An 18085-nucleotide genomic window follows, 5' to 3' on the forward strand; every position below is an offset into this window, starting at 1 on the left:
TTCAAGGGCGGACGACCGTCGATTCGATCTTGTCGTCGCCCAGGCGGGTCCGGGCGCGGTTCATTTCGTCGATGCCTTTGAAGGGACCGACGCGCACGCGGTTGATGGGGGCGCCGTTGGATTCGCCGGTCTCGATGCGCACCGGCAGACCCAGCAGCACGACGCGGGCCAGCATGGCCTGGGCTTCCTTCTGTGAACGGAAAGCTCCGGTCTGCAGATAATAGGTAGTCTGCGTGCCGGGCGCCGGCCGGGCCGCGGGCGGCGGTGGAGGCGGGGGCGGAATGGGCTGGCTGGTCTGCGGCGCGGTGGGAGCCCTGGCGGGTTCCGGAGCCGGCTTGGTGTTGGGTTTGTCCAGGCCCGCGATGATCTGGCCGATGGCATCGGACAAGGGGTTTTCGGGCGCGGCGCCGGGTTCCGGCGCCGGGGCGGGCGGATTGGCGGCGCTGCCGCCCTGGGCGGATGAACGGGTACCGGCCGGACCGTCCTTGCCGTACAGGGCGATGTTCGGATCCGGGGCGTTCTTCACGTCCGGCAGCAAGGTGGTCGGGGCGTTGCGGCTGGCCTTGTCCTTGAAAGGCATGGGGGCCTTGGTGACGAACAGGGCCACGGCCACGGCGGCCGCGACCCCCAGCACCATGCCCAGGACCAGGCCGAACCAGGCGCCGCCGGATTTGGATGAGGATTTCTTTCGGGTGGCCATGGTGTTACATGCGCTCGGGGGCGCTGACCCCCAGCAGGCCCAGGCCGTTGGCGATCACCTGGGCGGTGGCGCGGGCCAGGCGCAGGCGGGCGGCGCCCAGGGCGGGGTCGTCCACCAGGATGCGTTCGGCGTTGTACCAGGCATGAAAATCGGCGGCGCAGTCGCGCAGCCAGAAGGCCAACTGATGCGGTGCCAGTTCGCGGGCGGCCTGCGTCAATACGCCGGGGTATTCCGCCAGTCGCTGCAGCAGGGCGATTTCGGTGGGGGCGACCAGCAGGGACGGATCCGCCGCCGCGCCCTGTCCGCCGGCGTCGTGCTGGCGCAACAGGGAATGAATGCGGGCGTGCGCGTACTGGATGTAGTAGACCGGGTTTTCCTCGCTGTGCGACAGCGCCAGGTCGATGTCGAAGACGAATTCGGAATCGGCGCGTCGCTGAGCCAGGAAGAAGCGCACCGCATCGCGCCCGACCCAGTCGATCAGGTCGCGCAGCGTGACGTAGCTGCCGGCGCGTTTGGAGATCTTGACCTCCGCGCCGTCGCGCATGACGCGCACCATCTTGTGCAGCACATAGGCCGGGTAGTCGGCCGGGATCCCCAGGCCCAGGCCCTGCAGGCCGGCGCGCACGCGGGCGATGGTGCCGTGGTGGTCGGTGCCCTGGATGTTGATGGCCTGGTGGAAGCCGCGTTCCCATTTGGCGACGTGGTAGGCCACGTCCGGCACGAAATAAGTGTAGCCGCCCTCGGACTTGCGCATGACGCGGTCCTTGTCGTCGCCCGTGCCCAGTTCGGTGGTGCGCAGCCACAGCGCGCCATCCAGTTCGTAGGTGTGGCCGGCGTCGATCAGGGCCTGGACGGTGCAGTCGACGCGGCCGCTGGTGTAGAGCGAGCTTTCCAGGTAGTAGTTGTCGAAGCGCAGGTCGAAAGCCTGCAGGTCCAGGTCCTGTTCGCGGCGCAGGTAGGCCACGGCGAAGCGGCGGATGGCGTCCAGGTCGTCGAGGTCGCCGGCCGCCTGGACGGGATCGCCGTCGCTGGCCTGGACGGTGGCGCGTGCCAGGTAGTCGCGCGCGATGTCCTGGATATATTCACCCCGGTAGCCGTCGGCGGGAAAGGCCGGGTCGTCGGGTTCGATGCCGCGCGCCCGCGCCTGGACGCTGATCGCCAGGTTGTGGATCTGGTTGCCGGCATCGTTGTAGTAGAACTCGCGCGAGACCTGGGCGCCCTGGGTGGCGAACAGGCGGCAGATGGAGTCGCCCAGCGCCGCCTGGCGGGCGTGGCCCACATGCAGCGGGCCGGTCGGATTGGCGGAGACGAACTCCACCAGGATGCGTTCGTCGCCGGCGGGCCGGTGGCCGTAGCGTTCGCCCTGGTCCTGGATGGCGTCCAGGACGGCCTGGTGGGCGGCGGCCGACAGGCGGAAATTGATGAAGCCGGGACCGGCGACCTCGGCCGAGGCGATCAGGCCGGCCGCGTCCGGGTGGGCCAGGACGCCCGCCACGATGGCCTGGGCCAGCTCGCGCGGGTTGCGCCGGGCCGCGCGGGCGGCCTGCATGGCGACATTGCTGGCCACGTCGCCGTGGGCGGCGACCTTGGGGCGCTCCAGGGTGACGTCCGGGGTCTGGTCGGGGATCAGGGTGTCCAGGACGGAGCGCAGGATGGCGATGAGCCGGGTGTGTTGCTCGGGTAGCATGGTGTCCGTATCTGAGGGTATCCCGAAATGATAGCCCGATTTCAGGGCTGCCGTGCCGGGGCGGCCATGCCGGGCAGCCCCAGTTCGGCCTCCAGCCAGGCGCCGTAGGCCGCCATGTCCACACTGCCGGCCACTGACCCCCGGTCGCCGTCCACCGTGTCGGCGCGGCGGATGAAGGCTTCGACGATCCGCCGCTGGGTGTCGCCCAGGCGGGCATCCGCGCCCTGGGGGCCGATCGTCCGTGCGGCGGCGTCCTGCAGCGTCCGGTCGCCCGCCAGCAGGCGTAAAGCGGGACCACGCTCGTCGTGCAGCAGCGGGCTGGCCACCGTCCGGTCGTCAGCAGGCAGTTCCGCCAGGGGGACGAGGGCGGCCAGGGCTTGCCAGCGCATCCAGTTCAAGGCCACATCCGACAAGTCGCCGTCCGGGCGCGGCCGTTGCCGCTCGTCCAGCAGCAGGCCGCCGCCGATGTCGGCGTGGGCGCCGATGAAGGGCGCCTCGACCGTGTTGCCGGCGTCGCCGGCCGCCGAGACCAGGGGGAACAGGGCGCGCAATTCATGCAGCGCTACCGCGTGCGCCACCCAGTGCCAGGCGCCGGCGATGCCCAGATCGAAGCCGGCATTGGCTGCGCCCAGCAGCCCGAATTGCGCCACGGTGTCGAACAGGCCCAGGAAACGCAGGTCGACGCATAGGCCGATGGTCCCGCGCAGCGGGTCGTCGTAAGAAAACCAGCCTTCGCGCGTGTGCCGCGCGATGCGGTTGGCGAAATCGCGGGCCAGGGCCGCCCCGCGCGAATAGCCCAGGATGTCGATGGGCACGGGCGTGGCGGCGCCCTGGGCACGGTCCAGCGCATTCAGCAGGGACTGCCATTGGTTGCGCAGGATCTGGCGGCTGCTGGAGGCGGTGACCGCGTCCCAGTCGGTGTAGTAACTGTTCCCCGGACCGGCATGGTAATAGGCCGGTCCGTCTTCGTAAGCCTGGGCGAGTTTCCAGACGTTGCCCTGGTTGCGCGGTCCGTAGCGCGTGCCGTCGAAGGCCAGCAGGATCAGGCCGAGCGGATCGACATGGCGCAGGGGCTGTTGGGCGGCGTATCCCAGGGCCTGCAGGCCGGGCAGCGGTCCCAGGGGGTCGGGCTCCAGGTAGTGGCCGCGCCCGGGCAGGAAAGTGCGAAAGACATTGTCGTGCCAGCCCGTCGCCGGGTCCTCGTCCTGGCCCGGCCTGCGCAGCGGCAGGTCCAGGTCGCCGCGCAGGCGGGTCGCGCGACCCAGGGCGTCGTAGTCGGCGGCCCAGCGCACCGAGCGCTCATCGTCGGTCGCCAGGACGGGGGCGCCCAGCAGGTCGGCGTGCAGGTAAATCAGGCGCACGCGTCCGTCGGCCTCCGTTTGCAGCAGGCCGACCGGAACCTCGTGAGCGTACAGATAGCGCTGGGTGACACCGAAGGCGGGAAGCGTCGGCGGTGTCGCGAGAGTCCGTACCGGTCGCCGCCAGATCGCCGCCAGGCGGTTGTCGACGTAATAGCGCTCGGTCTCCAGGCCATCCTGGATACCCCGGATCCGCTGGCCTCGGGCGTTATAGGCGTAGCGGATCAGGGGCCGGCCGTGCTCAAGGATCTCGGCCACCCGGCCCTGGGCCTGGTGACGCAGCATCCTGCCGTCGACCGCCAGCGCCAGCCCGGCCGCGTCGCGGGGAATCGCGGTCGGCGGGGCGGTTCCGGTTTGTGCGCCCGTCGCGGCCGATGGGGAGGCGGCACGGTCAAGGCGGGCGGCCAGCCGCCCATCCTCGTCCCAGGCCAGCCAGGTCCGGGCCGCATCGTCCTGGATGCCGATCAGCCGGTCCTGCCCATCGTGGGCCATGGCTTGGCGTCGCCAGTGTGCGGGCGCCAGGAACGTGGTTCGGCGCACGACCCGGCCTTGCGCGTCATGGCCCCGGCGTTCGCCCCACAGGATGCGCGGCCCGTCGGACAGGACCAGCGTCTCGACCCGCCCGCTCGTCCCCGCGGCGGTGCGTAGCCACAGGCCATTGCCGTAGCGGTAGCCGGCCTGACCCGGGACGGCGCCGATGACGGTGCGACGCGCGCCATCGGCGGCCTCCCAGTCCAGGCGGCTCAGGCGACCCGAGGCGGACCAGGCATAGTGCAGCGTGCCGCCTTCCGGCAGTTCGTGGCGCGCCAGCCGGCCCCGGGCGTCGTAGGCGAACCGTTCGCGATACTCGAGCGTGCCCCGTGGATGGGGTCGTTGGATGGTGCGCGCCGTGACCCGGCCGTGTCCGTCGTAGGCCAGGTGTTCGGTTTCCCCGGGGTGCGCCAGACGGACCGGCCTGTCGCCCCGCCAGCGCAGACGGATGTCCAGCGGCGCCCGGCCCGGCGCCGTGTGTCGCAGCCGCACGGGGCGGCCGATGGTGTCGCGGAGGACGTCCAGACGGCCGCCGTCGGCCTGGCGCCGCCCGATCAGACGGCCCTGCGGGTCGTAAGTCAGTCGGGTCGTGCCCGTCAGCCGGCTGGACCAGCGCTTCACCCGGCCGCCGGATCCGTAGTCCAGGCGCAGGCCGGGCCAGCCGCCATGAGCCTGCGTCAGGCTGCGGATCCGGCCGTCCGGCGCGCGCCGGATGCGCAGGCCGCCGATGGCGCTCAACCGGCCCTGGGCATCGTGGCCGATGTGCTGGACGGCCATCGGACAGCCGGCGCAGGCCGACGAACGCACCGCGCGCGGCACGGTCCGGCCGCCGCGCACGGTGTGCTCTACCTCGGCCACCCGGCCCGCCGTGCGGATCCGGGTCGTGACGATGCCCGGAGAGGCGTCCGGGTAGCTCAGGTCCAGGCGGCCCGCCGTGGCGTCCGGTGCGCCCGGGACCGCACGGATGATGCGGCCGCTCGCGTCGTAGGTCCAACTGCGCGCGCGCCAGCGCCTGCCGTCGGCGGTTTCCAGCGTGACGCCGGTGATCGCGGCGGGGTGGCCTGCCTGCCGGCCAGGCTCATAGTGGTAGCGTTTGCGCATGCCATCGGGCCGAAGCACGGCGGTCAGCCGCATCGGGCCGCCGCCCGCGCCGGTTTGGGCGGTGTCCATGGCCGCGTCGTCGATGGCGGGCGAGTGTTCGTAGCGCAAGACACCCAGCGGCGTGTGCAGCGCGCGCAGGCGGGGTCGGGGCCCCGATGCGTCGTAGGCCAGCCGCAGCTTGGCGGCGCCGCGCCGGATTTCCCGGACCAGGCCGTCCAGCGGTCCGCCGGCGTGGCGGTCGATGACGATGTCCGTCCGCCCCGGGGCGGCGATCGTCCGCAGCCGGCCCCGTGCGTCGAAAACCAGCCGGCCGCCATCGGCGCCCCGCCAGGTCGCGGTTGCGTCCCCTGCGCGCGCGCCACTTTCCGGGCCCGGCGCCAGGACGCGGCCATCGGCGGGGTCTGCGCCCAGGCCCCGGGCGTCGAAGCGCACGCGGCGGCCGTCGGGCAGATCCAGGTGCCAGCCGTCCGGAGCCGCCGGTCGCAGCCGGATGTCGTATTCGCTGGTCCAGCCCCGGCCCAGCGGCCCGTTTTCTGCGGATCCCGAGCGGTACAGGCGGATGAAAGACGGATGGCCGCCCGCGAATGGTTCGGGCAGATCGGTTTCTCGAAGGAATTTCTCGCCGGTGGCGAGATGCACGGGGTTGGCGGCGCCCGAATCGGGCACGGGACCGGCCGCCGGTCCCCGGGACGGGCCCGCGCCGCAGGGCGACGGGGACTGGGGCGCGGGGCAGATCAGGGGGGCGGCGGCCTGCGCGGGGGCCGGCGGGGGCCAGGGTGCGATCGCCAGCGGCAGGCCGGCCAGCCAGATCGGCAAGCGGCGCCGGGCAAGGGTTTCGGGCATGCGGGAACCTCCTGTCGAGCCGTTCATTGTGTCGCTTGGCAGGGGGTTGAAGATCGGTTAGTGTATGAATGTGTCCATTGCGGGAAACCCACCATGCTTGTTTTGTTTCAATCGAAATCCGCGGCGGAAGTCCTGATGTTCGCCCAGCATGCCCGGCCCATTCTGGTGGCCGCCGGCAAGACCTTCGATACCCCCGCCCTGCCGGAACGCGGCGTCATCACCCGGGCGCAACTGGACAAGGCCATCGCCGGCATCGAGGCGCTGGTGGCGGCCGACCCCGGACATGACGACGCCTCCGGCGATCACGACGAAACGGTCGAACATCCCATCGCCCAGCCGGTCGGCATGCGTCGCCGGGCCTGGCCGCTGCTGACCATGCTGCGCCTGGCCCGCGACAAGGGCGAGGACGTCACGTGGGAACCCGCGCCCTCCTGGTAAATTCACGCCTTTCAGAGGTCCCCTTTACACGGAGAAGTCCCCATGCAGGGTCATGTGATCGTGATTTTCGATGCCCATCGTTCACTGGAGCTGTCCGTCGACGCGCTGGTGGACGCCGATCGGGCGCGTGCCGCCCGCGACTGGTTCGAACGGACCTGGGAATCCCTGGGCTGCGAACCCCTGCGGGTCAGCGGCAAGGTTCTGTTGCTGGACAAGATCCTGGGCGTGGCCGACAGCCTGGGCTACAACCGGCTGTCTTCGCAGCCCGACCTGGCGCGGGAATTCGCCGGCCACGCCGTCCAGGCGCTGGAAAAGTCACGGGTGACGGTGGACCTGCCGGGGCTGGCGATCGTGTATTGACGAAGACCCCGTCCGGTGGGACGGGGTCCGGCAAGGCGGGCGCTCGTGGTGCCAGGTGAGTCCCCGGGATGCGGGGATGGTGCCGCCCGCTGGCGCCTGGGTTCTAATGACGGGCGTCCCGCATGGGGCGCCCGTCTCGCATGACATCGGCAATCAGGCGGCGACCGAAGCGCGCGGCTGGATGCTGCCGCCCGCCGCGGCATGGCGGTTGACCGCGCTCAGGATCGCCAGGAAGGACGAGGTCACGATGTCCTCGTGAATCCCGACACCGTAGCCGCTGGCCGAATCCTGGATGCGCATCTCGATGTAGGACGCCGCGCGGGTGTCGGTGCCGGTGCCGATGGCGTGTTCCTGGTAGTCCATCACGCGCGCCTCGATGCCCAGCGCGGCGACGAAGGCCGAGATCGCGCCGTCGCCCTGGCCCGACAGGTGGCGGACCTCGCCGTCGATTTCCAGCTCGGCTTCGATCATGAACTGCTTCTGTCCGGTGGTCTTGGGGCTGCCGGTGATGCGGTGACGGATCAGCTTCATCGGCGCCTCGCGGTCCAGGTATTCGCTGGAGAAGACCTCGAACACGTCCTTGGGCGTGACCTCGCGGCCCGTCTCGTCGGTGACGCGCTGGATGGCGCGGCTGAATTCGATCTGCAGGCGTCGCGGCAGGACCAGGCCGTGTTCCTGTTCCAGCAGGAAGGACACGCCGCCCTTGCCGGACTGGCTGTTGACGCGGATGACCGCGTCGTAGCTGCGGCCCAGGTCGGCCGGGTCGATGGGCAGGTAGGGGACTTCCCAGACGGTGCCTTCCTGGCGCACCGCGAAGCCTTTCTTGATGGCGTCCTGGTGCGAACCGGAAAAGGCCGTGAAGACCAGGTCGCCGGCGTAGGGATGACGCGGGTGCACGGGCAACTGGTTGCAATATTCGACGCAGCGGCGGACCTCGTCGATGTCGGAGAAGTCCAGGCCCGGGTGGATGCCCTGGGTGTAGAGGTTCAGCGCCAGGGTGACCAGGTCCACGTTACCGGTACGCTCGCCGTTGCCGAACAGACACCCCTCGATCCGGTCGGCGCCGGCCATGACGGCGAATTCGGCGGCGGCCACGGCCGTGCCACGGTCGTTGTGGGGGTGGACGCTGAGGACGATCCTGTCGCGTTGCGCCAGGTTGTTGTGCATCCATTCGATCTGGTCGGCGTACAGATTGGGCGTGGTGGCCTCGATCGTGGCCGGCAGGTTCAGGATGATCTTGTCCTGAACGGTCGGTTGCCAGGTGTCGACCACGGCATTGCAGACCTCCAGCGCGAAATCGGGCTCGGTGGTGCTGAAGACTTCCGGCGAATATTCGTAGCGCCAGTGGGTTTCCGGGTGCTTGGCGACTTCGGCCTTGACGATCCTGGTGCCTTCGACGGCGATGGCGCGGACCTCGTCGCGGCTCATGCGGAAGACGATTTTCCGGAAGGCCGGCGCACAAGCGTTGTACAGGTGGATGATGGCGTGCTTCGCGCCCGCGCAGGCCTCGACCGTGCGCTGGATCAGGTCCTCGCGCGCCTGGGTCAGGGCGATGATGGTGACATCGTCCGGGATGCGCTTTTCGTCGACCAGCTTGCGGACGAAGTCGAAATCGGTCTGCGACGCGGACGGAAAGCCGACCTCGATTTCCTTGAAGCCGATCTTCAGCAATTGTTCGAAGAGGCGCAGCTTGCGTTCCACGCTCATGGGTTCGATCAGCGCCTGGTTGCCGTCGCGCAGGTCGGTGCTCATCCAGATCGGGGGGGCGGAAATGCGGCGGCTGGGCCAGGTGCGTTCAGCGAAGTCGCGCGTGAACGGGGCGAACGGGACGTATTTGTCGGCGGGATGTTTGATCATGTCGGTACCTGTCTGGATGGGTGCGCCCGGATCACGGGCGCGGAAACGCGAGGGTGTGGCGAAACAGGTTGCCGAACTGCCACGCGGCGCTAGGCCCGGCAACCGATCGCTAGCAGCAGTAGACCCGACAGAACAGAGGTGAACGACGGACGCGCGCGCCCGACAGCGGAGAGCCGCCGGGAGCCAGGAAAGGAAGCGCGCGTGGAGTTCATAATTTGAAGTCGAACATATTTTCGATGCTTTTGCAAGTGACAGACCGGCGGGTGAGGCGCAGATGCCACGTTCCGCCAGGTATCGACGCGCACGAAGCCGGGGGTCAGTCCTCGGTCACGCTCTGGTAAATTTCTTCTTCTTGCGCGAAGTGCAGGCGCAGGATGGCGTCCAGCGCGTGCAGGCCGCGCTGCAGCTCGTGCAGCAGCGCCGTGTCCGCGGGCTGTGTTTTCAGGCGTGCGATGCCGGCGCTGAAAGACCGGTGCAGACGGAATATCTCTCGGTGGGCGTGACTCATCGCCGCCATCGGGTCGTCGCCGCCGAGCAGCCCGGCAATGGCCGGATACACGTCGCGGTCATCCGCGCTTTCGTGGGGCAGCAACTGTTCTTGCAAGATCGTGTCGAGCGCCATCAACGCCGGCAGGGCTTCATGGGGGCGCATCGAGGCGAGACGGCCGATGGCTGTGTCGAGATGATCGAGCACGGGCGCCAGCCGCTGGTGTTCGGCGCGCAGCCGCTCCACGTCCGCGGCCGCCAGGCGATGGCGCGCGGCCCGCAGGGGACGGATGCGCAACACGCGCAGCGCATTGATGATCACCGCCACATCGATGGCTTCCTGTACCAGTGCGCCATAGAGCGGCGCCAGGAAGCCGAAGGCGGCGGCCAGCATGGCCAGCAACGAGAATCCCATGCCGGCGAATACGCTCTGCAGCGCGATGCGGCGCGCCTGGTGCGCGATGTGCAGCGCTTCGGCGAGCCGGTCGAGACGGTCCGCGAGCAGCACGATGCCGGCGGCTTCGGCCGACGCGGTGGCGCCGCGCGCGCCCATGGCCACGCCCACGGTTGCCGCCGCCAGGGCCGGCGCATCGTTCACGCCGTCGCCCACCATCACCGTGGGGCCGGACTCGCGGGCGGCCGTGATCGCGGCAAGCTTGTCCGCGGGCGTCTGCTCGGCCAGCACCTCGTCGATGTTCAGGCCGACGGCGATCGTCTCCGCAACCTCGCGCCGATCCCCGGTCAGCATCACGATGCGCCGGACTCCCGTCTTGCGCAACAGGCGCAGCGCCCTGGGCGCCTCTGTGCGCAATGCGTCGGCCATCAGCAACGTGCCCGCGTACCGCCCGTCCACGGCCACCAGGACGGCCGCCGTGCCCTCGACGGCGGTGCGGTCGAGCAGGTCGCGGACCGGCGCCGGCACCTCGGCCCCGCGTGTCACATAGTCGTACGTGCCGACCAAGAGACGTTGCCCGTCGAGGGTGCCGCTCACGCCTGCGCCCGGGATTTCGCTGACCTCGTCCGGCACGCCGAGGGGAATGGATCGCGCGCGTGCCGCGGCGACCACTGCGCCCGCGATGACATGGTGGGACATTTGTTCGAGCGAAGCCGTCAGTCGGAGCAGTTCCGTGTCGTCGATCCTGGCGGCCGCACCCGTCCTGTCGATGCGGATCAGCCTGGCCTGTCCGCCCGTCAGGGTTCCCGTCTTGTCGAAGAACAAATTGCGTGCCGACGCCAGCGCTTCCAGCGCGCCGCCGCCCTTGACGAGAATGCCGCGCTGCGCGCAGCGCGAAATGGCGGACACGACGGCGACCGGCACGGCGAGGATGAGGGGGCAGGGCGTGGCCACGACCACCACGGCCAACGCGCGCAAGGGATCGCCGCTGAACAGCCAGGCGGCCCCGGACAGGCCCAGCGCGAGCGGGACGAACCACAGGGCATAACGGTCGGCGAGCCGCGCGGCCGGCGCCTTCGAGTGCTGCGCGGCCTCGACGAGCTTCACGATTCCGGAAAACGTGCTGTTTGCGGCGGTTGCCGTGGCCACCATTTCGAAGGCATCGCCGGCGTTCATACTGCCGCTGCGCACCGGGTCGCCGCCGCGGTATGTCACGGGCAGCGCTTCACCCGTGAGCGCCGACTCGTCCAAGACGGCGTGCTCCGTGATCGTCGTGCCGTCCGCGGCGATGATTTCGCCGCGACGTATCAGCAAGCGATCCCCCGGAACGATCTCGTCCAACGGCACTTCCACCAGAGCGCCCTTGCGATAGCAGCGGGCGCTGCGCGGAGCGCGGCCCAGCAGGGCCGACATTTCGCGCCCCGCACGGCGCTCGGCGAAGCTTTCGAGCAATCGGCCGCTGGCCAGCATCGCGGCGATCACCGATGCGGTAAGCGCCTGTTGCATGAGCAGCGCGCCGGCGATCGATATCAATGCCAGCACGTCCACGCCGGCTTCGCGTCTGCGCAATGCGCCCCATGTCCTGTGCAGAAGGTCGATGAGGGCGGGAATGCCGCCGGCCATCCAGAGCCAGGATGCCGATTCAGGCGAACCCGCCAGCCAAAGGACTCCACCGCCCAGCAGCCCTGCGAGACAGAAAAGAAAAACAATCAGGGCGGCGAGCCAGCTACGGTTCATGGCACATGAGGCGTCAGGTCCGACGAGGCTTGAATGCGATGATCCGGCGTCCGCCTTGCCGGTGGGCATCACTGCCGCTGGCGGGCATTTTCCAGGATGGCGAGCTGTTCGGCTGCGCGGTGCAGGCGACCGGCGCGGCCGGCGGCCAGTTCGTCCCGGGTCGTCATCAGATCGCCCACGCGCAGGGGTTCGTCGCGGGTCTGCCAGGCCCACAGCAGCACGTCCAGCGAGGCGCCGGAGAGCTGGTCGGCCAGTTGCTGGAAGGATGCCGGATCGACGGGCCGCAGGCGTGCGCGCGCCAGGATCGCGCGCACGACCATCCAGGTCAGGTAGGCCAGCAGCAGCGAGCCGAGCGTGACCAGTGCGCCCCAGAAGTAGGGGTTGTAGCGCTGCAGCAGGGCGGTGGCCTCCGCCCCCACGATACGGTTTCCGGCATAATCGATGCCGTTGCCGAAAGCCAGCAGCCGGTTCAGCGCGTCATACCAGATCAGGACGACCACCACGACCAGGGCGGCCGAAAGGATCCGCGATGTGGCGGTGAGTTTGAGCAGGGTCTTGCGCAGCAGCGCGTGGTCCCGACGGCTGGAGGATTCGTTTCGTTCTGGTTTCATGATCGTATTTTAGGGCCTGTCTCTCAGATTGAATATGCGCGCGCAACCCTCCCTGGATCTGGGCCAGCATCAGCATTTGACGCTGACGCCGCAGTTGCGTCAGGCGCTCGCCCTGCTGCAATGCTCGTCCCAGGAGCTGGACCAGGAGATCGCCCGGGCGTTGGCCGACAATCCGCTGCTCGAGACCGTCGAGCCGGAGCCCGAGTCGGCGGCCCAGGCCGAACGGCTGGACCGCCTGTGGTCGCAGCCCGCGCGCGCCGTCCTGCCCGATGATCTGCCGGAGCCCGGGCAGCCGCCCAGTCTGATCGAGCACCTGCTGCAGCAGTTGCACGCCACGCGCGCCACCGAGCGCGACTGCCTGCTGGTGGTCCGGTTGATGGGAGAACTGGACGAGCGCGGCTACCTGGAATTCGATCCGTCCGCCTTGGCCGACGGATTGCCGCCCGATCTGGGAGTCGAGGACGATGAATGGCGCATGGCGCTGCGCTTGTTGCAGTCCTTCGACCCCCCCGGGGTGGGCGCGCGCGATCTGCCCGAATGCCTGAGGCTGCAACTCCGGGCGCGCGCCGACGAATGGCCGGAGGATGTGCTGGCCTGCGCCCGCCTGCTGACGGAGCGCCTGGAGGATTTGGGTGCGGGCCGCTGGGGGCGCCTGTGCGAGGCGCTGGGCTGCGACCGGGCGCTGCTGGACGCCGCCCACCGGGCGCTGCGGCGTTTGAACCCCCGGCCGGCGGGCGCCTGGCAGACCGATCCCATTCACTACGTGGTGCCCGATGTGCTGTTCCATCGGGCGGCGGACGGCTGGCGGGTGAGTCTCAATCCAGCCGTCGAACCCCGCGTGCGCCTGAGTCCCGAACTGGCTGACGGGCTGACGGGCCAGGATCTGTCGCCCGAACTGCGGGACCGGGTGCGCCAGGCGCGCAGCCTGATCCACAACCTGGATCAGCGCCGGCAGACGATCCTGCGGGTGGCGGAGTACATTGCGCGACACCAGCGGGCGTTCCTGGAATCCGGCGTCGCGGCGTTGCGGCCGCTCACCTTGCGTGAGGTCGCCCAGGCGCTGGAACTCCACGAATCGACGATTTCCCGCGCCACGCGCCTGAAGTACGCGCAGACCCCCTGGGGCGTGCATGAGCTGAAGTTCTTCTTCGGCACGGTGGTGCAGACCCGCTCGGGCGAGGAGACTTCGGCCCTGGCCGTGCAGGCGCTGATGCGCGCGATGCTCGAATCGGAACCGGCCGGCAAGCCGCTGTCCGACATGCGGCTGGCGCAACTGCTGGCCGACCGGAACGTGGTGATCGCCCGGCGGACCGTGGCCAAGTACCGCGAGGCCATGGGCGTGCCGCCGGCCAGCATGCGCAAGGCGCGCGGACCCGCTGGCGCCTGAGGGCCGCGCCCGATTCAGGTAAAACTCGGTATCATCCTGTTTTCAATCGCCCGTTTCCCTATGCGGAATCGTCCGCCTTCCTCCGCAAGCCAAGCCGCCGCTCCTCTGCTCCAGTACTGGCAGGCCGAGGCCGTGCGCCTGCGGGAAGCGCACTGGGGACCGCTGGAGGATCGTGCCGCCTGCCAGGCCGCCTTGCGCGGGCCGGCGGATCTCCAGCGCCGGATCCTTGCGCGGGCCGCCTGGTTGGCCGAACACGGCGATCTGCATGAACGCCTGATTCAATGGTCCGTCGGCGCCCGCTGGGCACTGGCCGTCCTGTGGCTGTGCGCCTGCCTGGCGGGCATCGGCACGGCAGCCGCCGTCCTGGGGGCGGTCGAGGTCAATCTGGCGCTGGCCCTGCTCGGGCTGCTGGGCCTGCATGCGCTCACTTTCATGATCTGGCTGGCCGGCTGGTTGCCGGGCCTGCCCGATGCGACCGCCTTGTCGCGGTTGTGGCTTTGGCTGACGCGACGCCTGGTCCGGGGGCCGGACGCCGCTCTGGCGGCACAGGCTTTTCTGTCCCTGCTGGGACGGGCGCGGGCCTGGAAGTCCGCGATCGGGCTGATCAGCCACGGGGCCTGGACAGCCGCCTTCCTGGGGGCGGTGCCCACGCTGGTCCTGTTGCTGAGTACGCGTCGCTATACTTTTCATTGGGAAACCACCCTGCTTTCTCCGGAAGCCTTCGTCGGCGCGACCCGGGTGCTGGGTTTCCTGCCGGGACTGCTGGGCTTTCCCGCGCCGGACGATGCGCAGATCGCCGCCAGCCTGGGTCCCAGGCCGCTGGCGGCCGGCGTCCAGGCCGACTGGTCGCTGTGGCTGATCGGCTGCGTCGTCGCCTGGGGACTGCTGCCACGGCTGCTGGCGCTGTCGGCCTGCGTCCTGCACTTGCGACGCCGGCTGGGCGGGTTGGCTGTCGACCCGGGCCTGCCGGGCTGGCTGGATCTGCGCGAACGTCTGCTGCCCACGCATGCCTCGCTGGGCATCGACCGGCCCGCGCCGGCGTCCGAAGGGCTGGCCGATCCCGTTGCGCCTGCCGCGTCCGCCGGCGGCCGGGCGGCGGTGCTGGCCTACGAACTGGGGCCTGGTCTGGCCTGGCCGCCGGATGGGTTGCCGGCCGGCGTGGCGGATCTGGGGCGCTGCGACAGTCGCGAGGACCGCGCCCGCATCCGCACGCTGCTGGACGACCCTCCCGCGCATCTGCTGTTCGTCTGTGACGCGCGCCTGACCCCGGATCGGGGCGCCGCCGCCTGGCTGGACGAACTGCGTCGCGCCTGCCCGGACCTGAGCGCCCTGTGCCTCGGGGGGACGCCGCCGCGAGTGCGGGCCTGGCAGGACATTCTTTCGCAACACGCCGTTTCCAGTATCCCCAGCCTGAGCGGCTGGCTCGAACACATCGGAAAGCTCCGACATGACTGACGTTTCGAACCCCATCGACCTGGCGGTCGTCGGCCACACCAATACCGGCAAGACCTCGCTGCTGCGCACGCTGTTGCGCGACGAGTCCTTCGGCGAGGTCGCGGACCGTCCCGGCACCACCCGCCACGTCGAAAGCGCCCAGCTGCTGACCGAGACCGGCCAGGCCATCCTGATCCTGCGCGATACGCCGGGCCTGGAGGACGCCATGGGCGTCCTGGACTATCTGGACCGGCTGTGCCCGCCCCATGAAAGACATGACGGCCCGGAACGCATCCGCGCGCTGCTCGACAGTCCCGAGTCCGCAGGCCGCTTCGAGCAGGAATGCCGGGTTCTGGCCACGGTGCTGGAGACCGACGCCGCCCTGTATGTCATCGATACCCGGGATCCGGTCCTGCCCAAGCACCGCGACGAACTGATGCTGCTGGCCGCTTGCGGCCGGCCCATCCTGCCGGTGCTGAACTTCACCCGCTCGGCGCAGTCGGATACGGCAGCCTGGCGCGACGCGCTGGCCAGGCTGGGACTGCATGCCACGGTGGACTTCGATACCGTGGCGCCCGCGCTGGATGGCGAGGGGCAGTTGCTGGACCGCCTGGCGCTGATGCTGGACCATCACGCGGCCGCCTTGCAGACCCTGCGCACCGACCTGGGCCAGCAGCGCTTGCGCCGGCTGCAGGACGCCACGCGCCTGATTGCCGAATTGCTGGTGGACGCGGCCGCGTTGCGGCTGCCCTGCTCCCAGGAACCGACCGACATGGCCGCCATTACCCTGGGGCTGCGCAAGCGCACCCGCGACCGGGAACAGGATTGCGTGCACGCGTTGCTGAAGCGCTACCGCTTCAGCAAGACGACGTTTCCCCACCACCCGCTGCCGCTGGAGGGCGAACGCTGGGGCATGGATCTGTTCAATCCCCAGGCGTTGCGCACGTTCGGCATTCAGATCGGCAAGGGCATGGCCACCGGCGCTATGGCGGGCGCCACCATCGATGTGCTGACCGGAGGTCTCAGCCTAGGCGCGGCCGCGCTGTTGGGGGCCGCCATCGGGGGCGCCTGGCAGGGCGCCAGCCAGTGGGGCAAGCGCCTGGTGGGGCGGTTGGCGGGCAATACGGAAATGACGGTGGACGATCCCGTGCTGCACCTGCTGGGGTTGCGCCAGCTGGCGCTGGTGCGGGCGCTGGAATGCCGGGGCCATGCCGCGATGCGGCCCATCGATGGCGATGTGCTGGCGCGGATGGCGCCGCCCGAGCCCGTCGAGCCGGAGTCGGCGTCGGATGCCGGTGCGCGGGACTTGCCCGAAGGCGAGGACGCGGAGGCGGCGCCCGAACCCGCGCCCGAACCCGCGCCCGAACCCTTGCGGCGGTTGCCGCCCGACGTGCAGCGCATGCTGGATGAGGCGCGGGGACATCCGGAATGGTCCTCGATCGGCGAGGATCCCGCGCCCGACACCCGGCGCGAGGCCCTGGTCGGCGCCATGGCCCGGGCGTTGTTCGCTGCGCTGTAGCCGTCCTGACCCGGGTCGCGGTTTACCAGCCGCCGGACGCGCCTCCGCCGCCCCCCCGGCCGCCCCCTCCGCCGCCCGAGGATCCTCCGCCCCCTCCGCCGAAGCCACCTCCGCCTCCGCCGCCGAAACCTCCACCAAAGCCGCCGCCTCCTCCGCCTCCCCGGCCACCCCCACGGCCTCCGCGGCCGCGCGCGAGCTTTTCGGGGATGCCCAGCACCCGGCCCAGGATGCCCAGCGCCAGCCCGGCCAGCGCGCCCAGTCCGGCCCACAGCAGGCTCTCGGTCAACACGAACACGAAGCCGCCCATCAGCAGGGCGCCGATGGGCGGCGTCATCACCAGGGCGAAGAACGTCAGGGGCAGGAACATCACGCGTTCGTCGAGCCCGTCGCCTTCGTCCGGGGGGGCGGGCGGCGGCAGGGGTTCGCCCGCGATCAGGCCCGACAGGGCCGAGACCCCGGCCTCCACCCCGCCGTAGACGTCGTCTTGCGCAAAGCGCGGCGTGATCCTTTCGCGGATGATCCGCCCGGCGTCCACGTCCGTGACGGCACCCTCGAGCCCGTAGCCGACGTCGATGCGCAGGCGGCGGTCGCGCACGGCCACCAGCAGCAGAACCCCGTCGTCGATCCCTTTGCGCCCCACGCCCCATTGATCGAAGACCCGGCGCGCGAACTGCTCGATGGCCTCGCCGCCGGTGGTGGGTACCAGCAGCACGAAGAGTTGCGAGCCGTGCGTTTTTTCCAGAGCCCGGACCTGCCCAGTCAGTGTTCCGATCTGTTCCGGCGTCAGGACGCCGGCCAGGTCCATCACCGGCCCCGTCCAGGCCGGGACGGCGACGGTGGCGCCCGCGTCCGGCGCGGGGGCGGGCGTGGCGGCATGGGCCTGGGCGCCGGCGGGCGGCATGCCCGCGCCGATGATCAGGCCGAGCGCCAGCATGCCGTTGGCCAGCATGCGGCGCGGGCTCATTGGGTCCGCTCCGGGGGCAGGTCGAATTTCACCTCGGGGTCGCGTGTGACGGTGTCGGCCTTGTCCAGGCCGTACTGGGCCTTGGGCTGATAGCCGAACATCCGGGCCGTGATCAGGGTGGGGAACTGGCGGATCGTCAGGTTGTAGGCCTGCACCGCTCCGACGTAGCGTTCGCGCGCCACCGAGATGCGGTTTTCCGTGCCTTCGAGCTGCGTCATCAGGTCGCGGAACAGGCCGTCGCTCTTGAGCTGCGGATAGTTCTCCGAGACCGCCAGCAGGCGCGAAAGGCTGGAGGACAGCGCGCCTTGCGCCTGTTCGAAGCGGGCTATCAGGGCCGGATCGTCGAGGTCGTCGGCGCTGACGCGGATCTGGCCGACCCGGGCGCGCGCTTCCGTGACCTGTCGCAGCACAGTGCGCTCGTTGACCATGTAGGCGTTGACCGAGGACACCAGCTTGGGCACCAGGTCGGCGCGGCGCTCGTACTGGTTCAGGACCTGGGACCAGGCCGCCTTGACCTGCTCGTCCTGGCGCTGGATCTCGTTGTAGCCGCAGCCCGAGAGCAGCAGCGTCAGGGCTGCCAGCGCAGCCAGGTGCAGATAACGTCGTAACATCCGGGGCTCCCGTGGAACGCCCCGCGCGGGGCGGAAGTCACGTTATAATAACTGGCTTCGCGCGGCC

The 18085-nt window shown here is 70.1% G+C and carries 13 protein-coding genes; 5 read left to right on the plus strand and 8 right to left on the minus strand.

The genetic code is table 11. From position 1 onward, the window contains the following. Position 1: 1 nt before the first annotated feature. Genes O4H32_RS02270 through O4H32_RS02280 form a run of 3 tightly spaced genes read right to left on the minus strand, consistent with a single transcriptional unit; the run spans position 2 to position 6220 of the window. Positions 2-700 (minus strand): SPOR domain-containing protein, encoded by a 699-nt coding sequence (locus O4H32_RS02270; protein WP_269356284.1) that lies wholly within the window; start codon positions 698-700, stop codon positions 2-4. 4 nt (positions 701-704) lie between these two features. Beyond that, positions 705-2387: an arginine--tRNA ligase gene (gene argS, locus O4H32_RS02275; RefSeq protein ID WP_269356286.1), complete on the minus strand. Its 1683-nt coding sequence runs from the start codon at positions 2385-2387 to the stop codon at positions 705-707. A gap of 41 nt (positions 2388-2428) precedes the next feature. Next, positions 2429-6220, minus strand: a complete 3792-nt coding sequence (locus O4H32_RS02280; RefSeq protein WP_269356289.1) for a DUF6531 domain-containing protein — start codon at positions 6218-6220, stop codon at positions 2429-2431. A gap of 93 nt (positions 6221-6313) precedes the next feature. Here O4H32_RS02280 and O4H32_RS02285 point away from each other — a divergent pair, with 93 nt between their 5' ends. Both O4H32_RS02285 and O4H32_RS02290 read left to right on the plus strand, forming a co-directional pair. Continuing rightward, positions 6314-6658, plus strand: coding sequence for a DUF1840 domain-containing protein (locus O4H32_RS02285; RefSeq protein ID WP_269356290.1), 345 nt, complete (start codon positions 6314-6316; stop codon positions 6656-6658). Positions 6659-6700: 42 nt separating this feature from the next. After that, positions 6701-7018 (plus strand): hypothetical protein, encoded by a 318-nt coding sequence (locus tag O4H32_RS02290; RefSeq protein WP_269356292.1) that lies wholly within the window; start codon positions 6701-6703, stop codon positions 7016-7018. A gap of 153 nt (positions 7019-7171) precedes the next feature. Here O4H32_RS02290 and leuA read toward each other — a convergent pair whose 3' ends face one another. The 3 genes from leuA to O4H32_RS02305 form a co-directional block, all read right to left on the minus strand. Continuing rightward, entirely contained in the window at positions 7172-8875 is a 1704-nt protein-coding gene (gene leuA, locus O4H32_RS02295; protein ID WP_269356294.1) for a 2-isopropylmalate synthase, read from the minus strand. A 316-nt stretch (positions 8876-9191) separates the two neighbouring features. After that, entirely contained in the window at positions 9192-11492 is a 2301-nt protein-coding gene (locus tag O4H32_RS02300) for a heavy metal translocating P-type ATPase (protein ID WP_269356296.1), read from the minus strand. A gap of 68 nt (positions 11493-11560) precedes the next feature. Further along, positions 11561-12103, minus strand: a complete 543-nt coding sequence (locus O4H32_RS02305; RefSeq protein ID WP_269356298.1) for a hypothetical protein — start codon at positions 12101-12103, stop codon at positions 11561-11563. Between the two features lie 34 nt (positions 12104-12137). Here O4H32_RS02305 and rpoN point away from each other — a divergent pair, with 34 nt between their 5' ends. The 3 genes from rpoN to O4H32_RS02320 are packed head-to-tail and all read left to right on the plus strand — an operon-like array spanning position 12138 to position 16443. Next, positions 12138-13490, plus strand: a complete 1353-nt coding sequence (gene rpoN, locus O4H32_RS02310; protein WP_269356300.1) for an RNA polymerase factor sigma-54 — start codon at positions 12138-12140, stop codon at positions 13488-13490. Positions 13491-13550: 60 nt separating this feature from the next. Next, positions 13551-14945: a DUF2868 domain-containing protein gene (locus O4H32_RS02315; RefSeq protein ID WP_269356302.1), complete on the plus strand. Its 1395-nt coding sequence runs from the start codon at positions 13551-13553 to the stop codon at positions 14943-14945. Then, positions 14938-16443, plus strand: coding sequence for a GTPase/DUF3482 domain-containing protein (locus O4H32_RS02320; RefSeq protein WP_269356303.1), 1506 nt, complete (start codon positions 14938-14940; stop codon positions 16441-16443). The genes O4H32_RS02315 and O4H32_RS02320 overlap by 8 nt, the downstream gene beginning before the upstream one ends. 22 nt (positions 16444-16465) lie before the next feature. Here O4H32_RS02320 and O4H32_RS02325 read toward each other — a convergent pair whose 3' ends face one another. Further along, entirely contained in the window at positions 16466-17407 is a 942-nt protein-coding gene (locus O4H32_RS02325; protein ID WP_269356304.1) for a TPM domain-containing protein, read from the minus strand. Then, positions 17404-18018 carry a LemA family protein gene (locus tag O4H32_RS02330; protein ID WP_269356307.1) on the minus strand — a complete coding sequence of 205 codons (615 nt, stop codon included), beginning with the start codon at positions 18016-18018 and terminating at the stop codon, positions 17404-17406. The genes O4H32_RS02325 and O4H32_RS02330 overlap by 4 nt, the downstream gene beginning before the upstream one ends. Between the last annotated feature and the right edge of the window lie 67 nt (positions 18019-18085).

The sequence above is a fragment of the Castellaniella denitrificans genome (assembly GCF_027214045.1).
In the GTDB taxonomy this organism is placed as follows: domain Bacteria; phylum Pseudomonadota; class Gammaproteobacteria; order Burkholderiales; family Burkholderiaceae_B; genus Castellaniella; species Castellaniella denitrificans_A.

What these genes read in the sequence shown, in the direction of transcription:
- O4H32_RS02330 (WP_269356307.1), bottom strand. Translation starts at nt 18,018, where the DNA reads ATGTTACGACGTTATCTGCACCTGGCTGCGCTGGCAGCCCTGACGCTG.
- O4H32_RS02325 (WP_269356304.1), bottom strand. Translation starts at nt 17,407, where the DNA reads ATGAGCCCGCGCCGCATGCTGGCCAACGGCATGCTGGCGCTCGGCCTG.
- O4H32_RS02305 (WP_269356298.1), bottom strand. Translation starts at nt 12,103, where the DNA reads ATGAAACCAGAACGAAACGAATCCTCCAGCCGTCGGGACCACGCGCTG.
- O4H32_RS02300 (WP_269356296.1), bottom strand. Translation starts at nt 11,492, where the DNA reads ATGAACCGTAGCTGGCTCGCCGCCCTGATTGTTTTTCTTTTCTGTCTC.
- O4H32_RS02315 (WP_269356302.1), top strand. Translation starts at nt 13,551, where the DNA reads ATGCGGAATCGTCCGCCTTCCTCCGCAAGCCAAGCCGCCGCTCCTCTG.
- O4H32_RS02280 (WP_269356289.1), bottom strand. Translation starts at nt 6,220, where the DNA reads ATGCCCGAAACCCTTGCCCGGCGCCGCTTGCCGATCTGGCTGGCCGGC.
- O4H32_RS02285 (WP_269356290.1), top strand. Translation starts at nt 6,314, where the DNA reads ATGCTTGTTTTGTTTCAATCGAAATCCGCGGCGGAAGTCCTGATGTTC.
- O4H32_RS02320 (WP_269356303.1), top strand. Translation starts at nt 14,938, where the DNA reads ATGACTGACGTTTCGAACCCCATCGACCTGGCGGTCGTCGGCCACACC.
- leuA (WP_269356294.1), bottom strand. Translation starts at nt 8,875, where the DNA reads ATGATCAAACATCCCGCCGACAAATACGTCCCGTTCGCCCCGTTCACG.
- O4H32_RS02290 (WP_269356292.1), top strand. Translation starts at nt 6,701, where the DNA reads ATGCAGGGTCATGTGATCGTGATTTTCGATGCCCATCGTTCACTGGAG.
- O4H32_RS02270 (WP_269356284.1), bottom strand. Translation starts at nt 700, where the DNA reads ATGGCCACCCGAAAGAAATCCTCATCCAAATCCGGCGGCGCCTGGTTC.
- rpoN (WP_269356300.1), top strand. Translation starts at nt 12,138, where the DNA reads ATGCGCGCGCAACCCTCCCTGGATCTGGGCCAGCATCAGCATTTGACG.
- argS (WP_269356286.1), bottom strand. Translation starts at nt 2,387, where the DNA reads ATGCTACCCGAGCAACACACCCGGCTCATCGCCATCCTGCGCTCCGTC.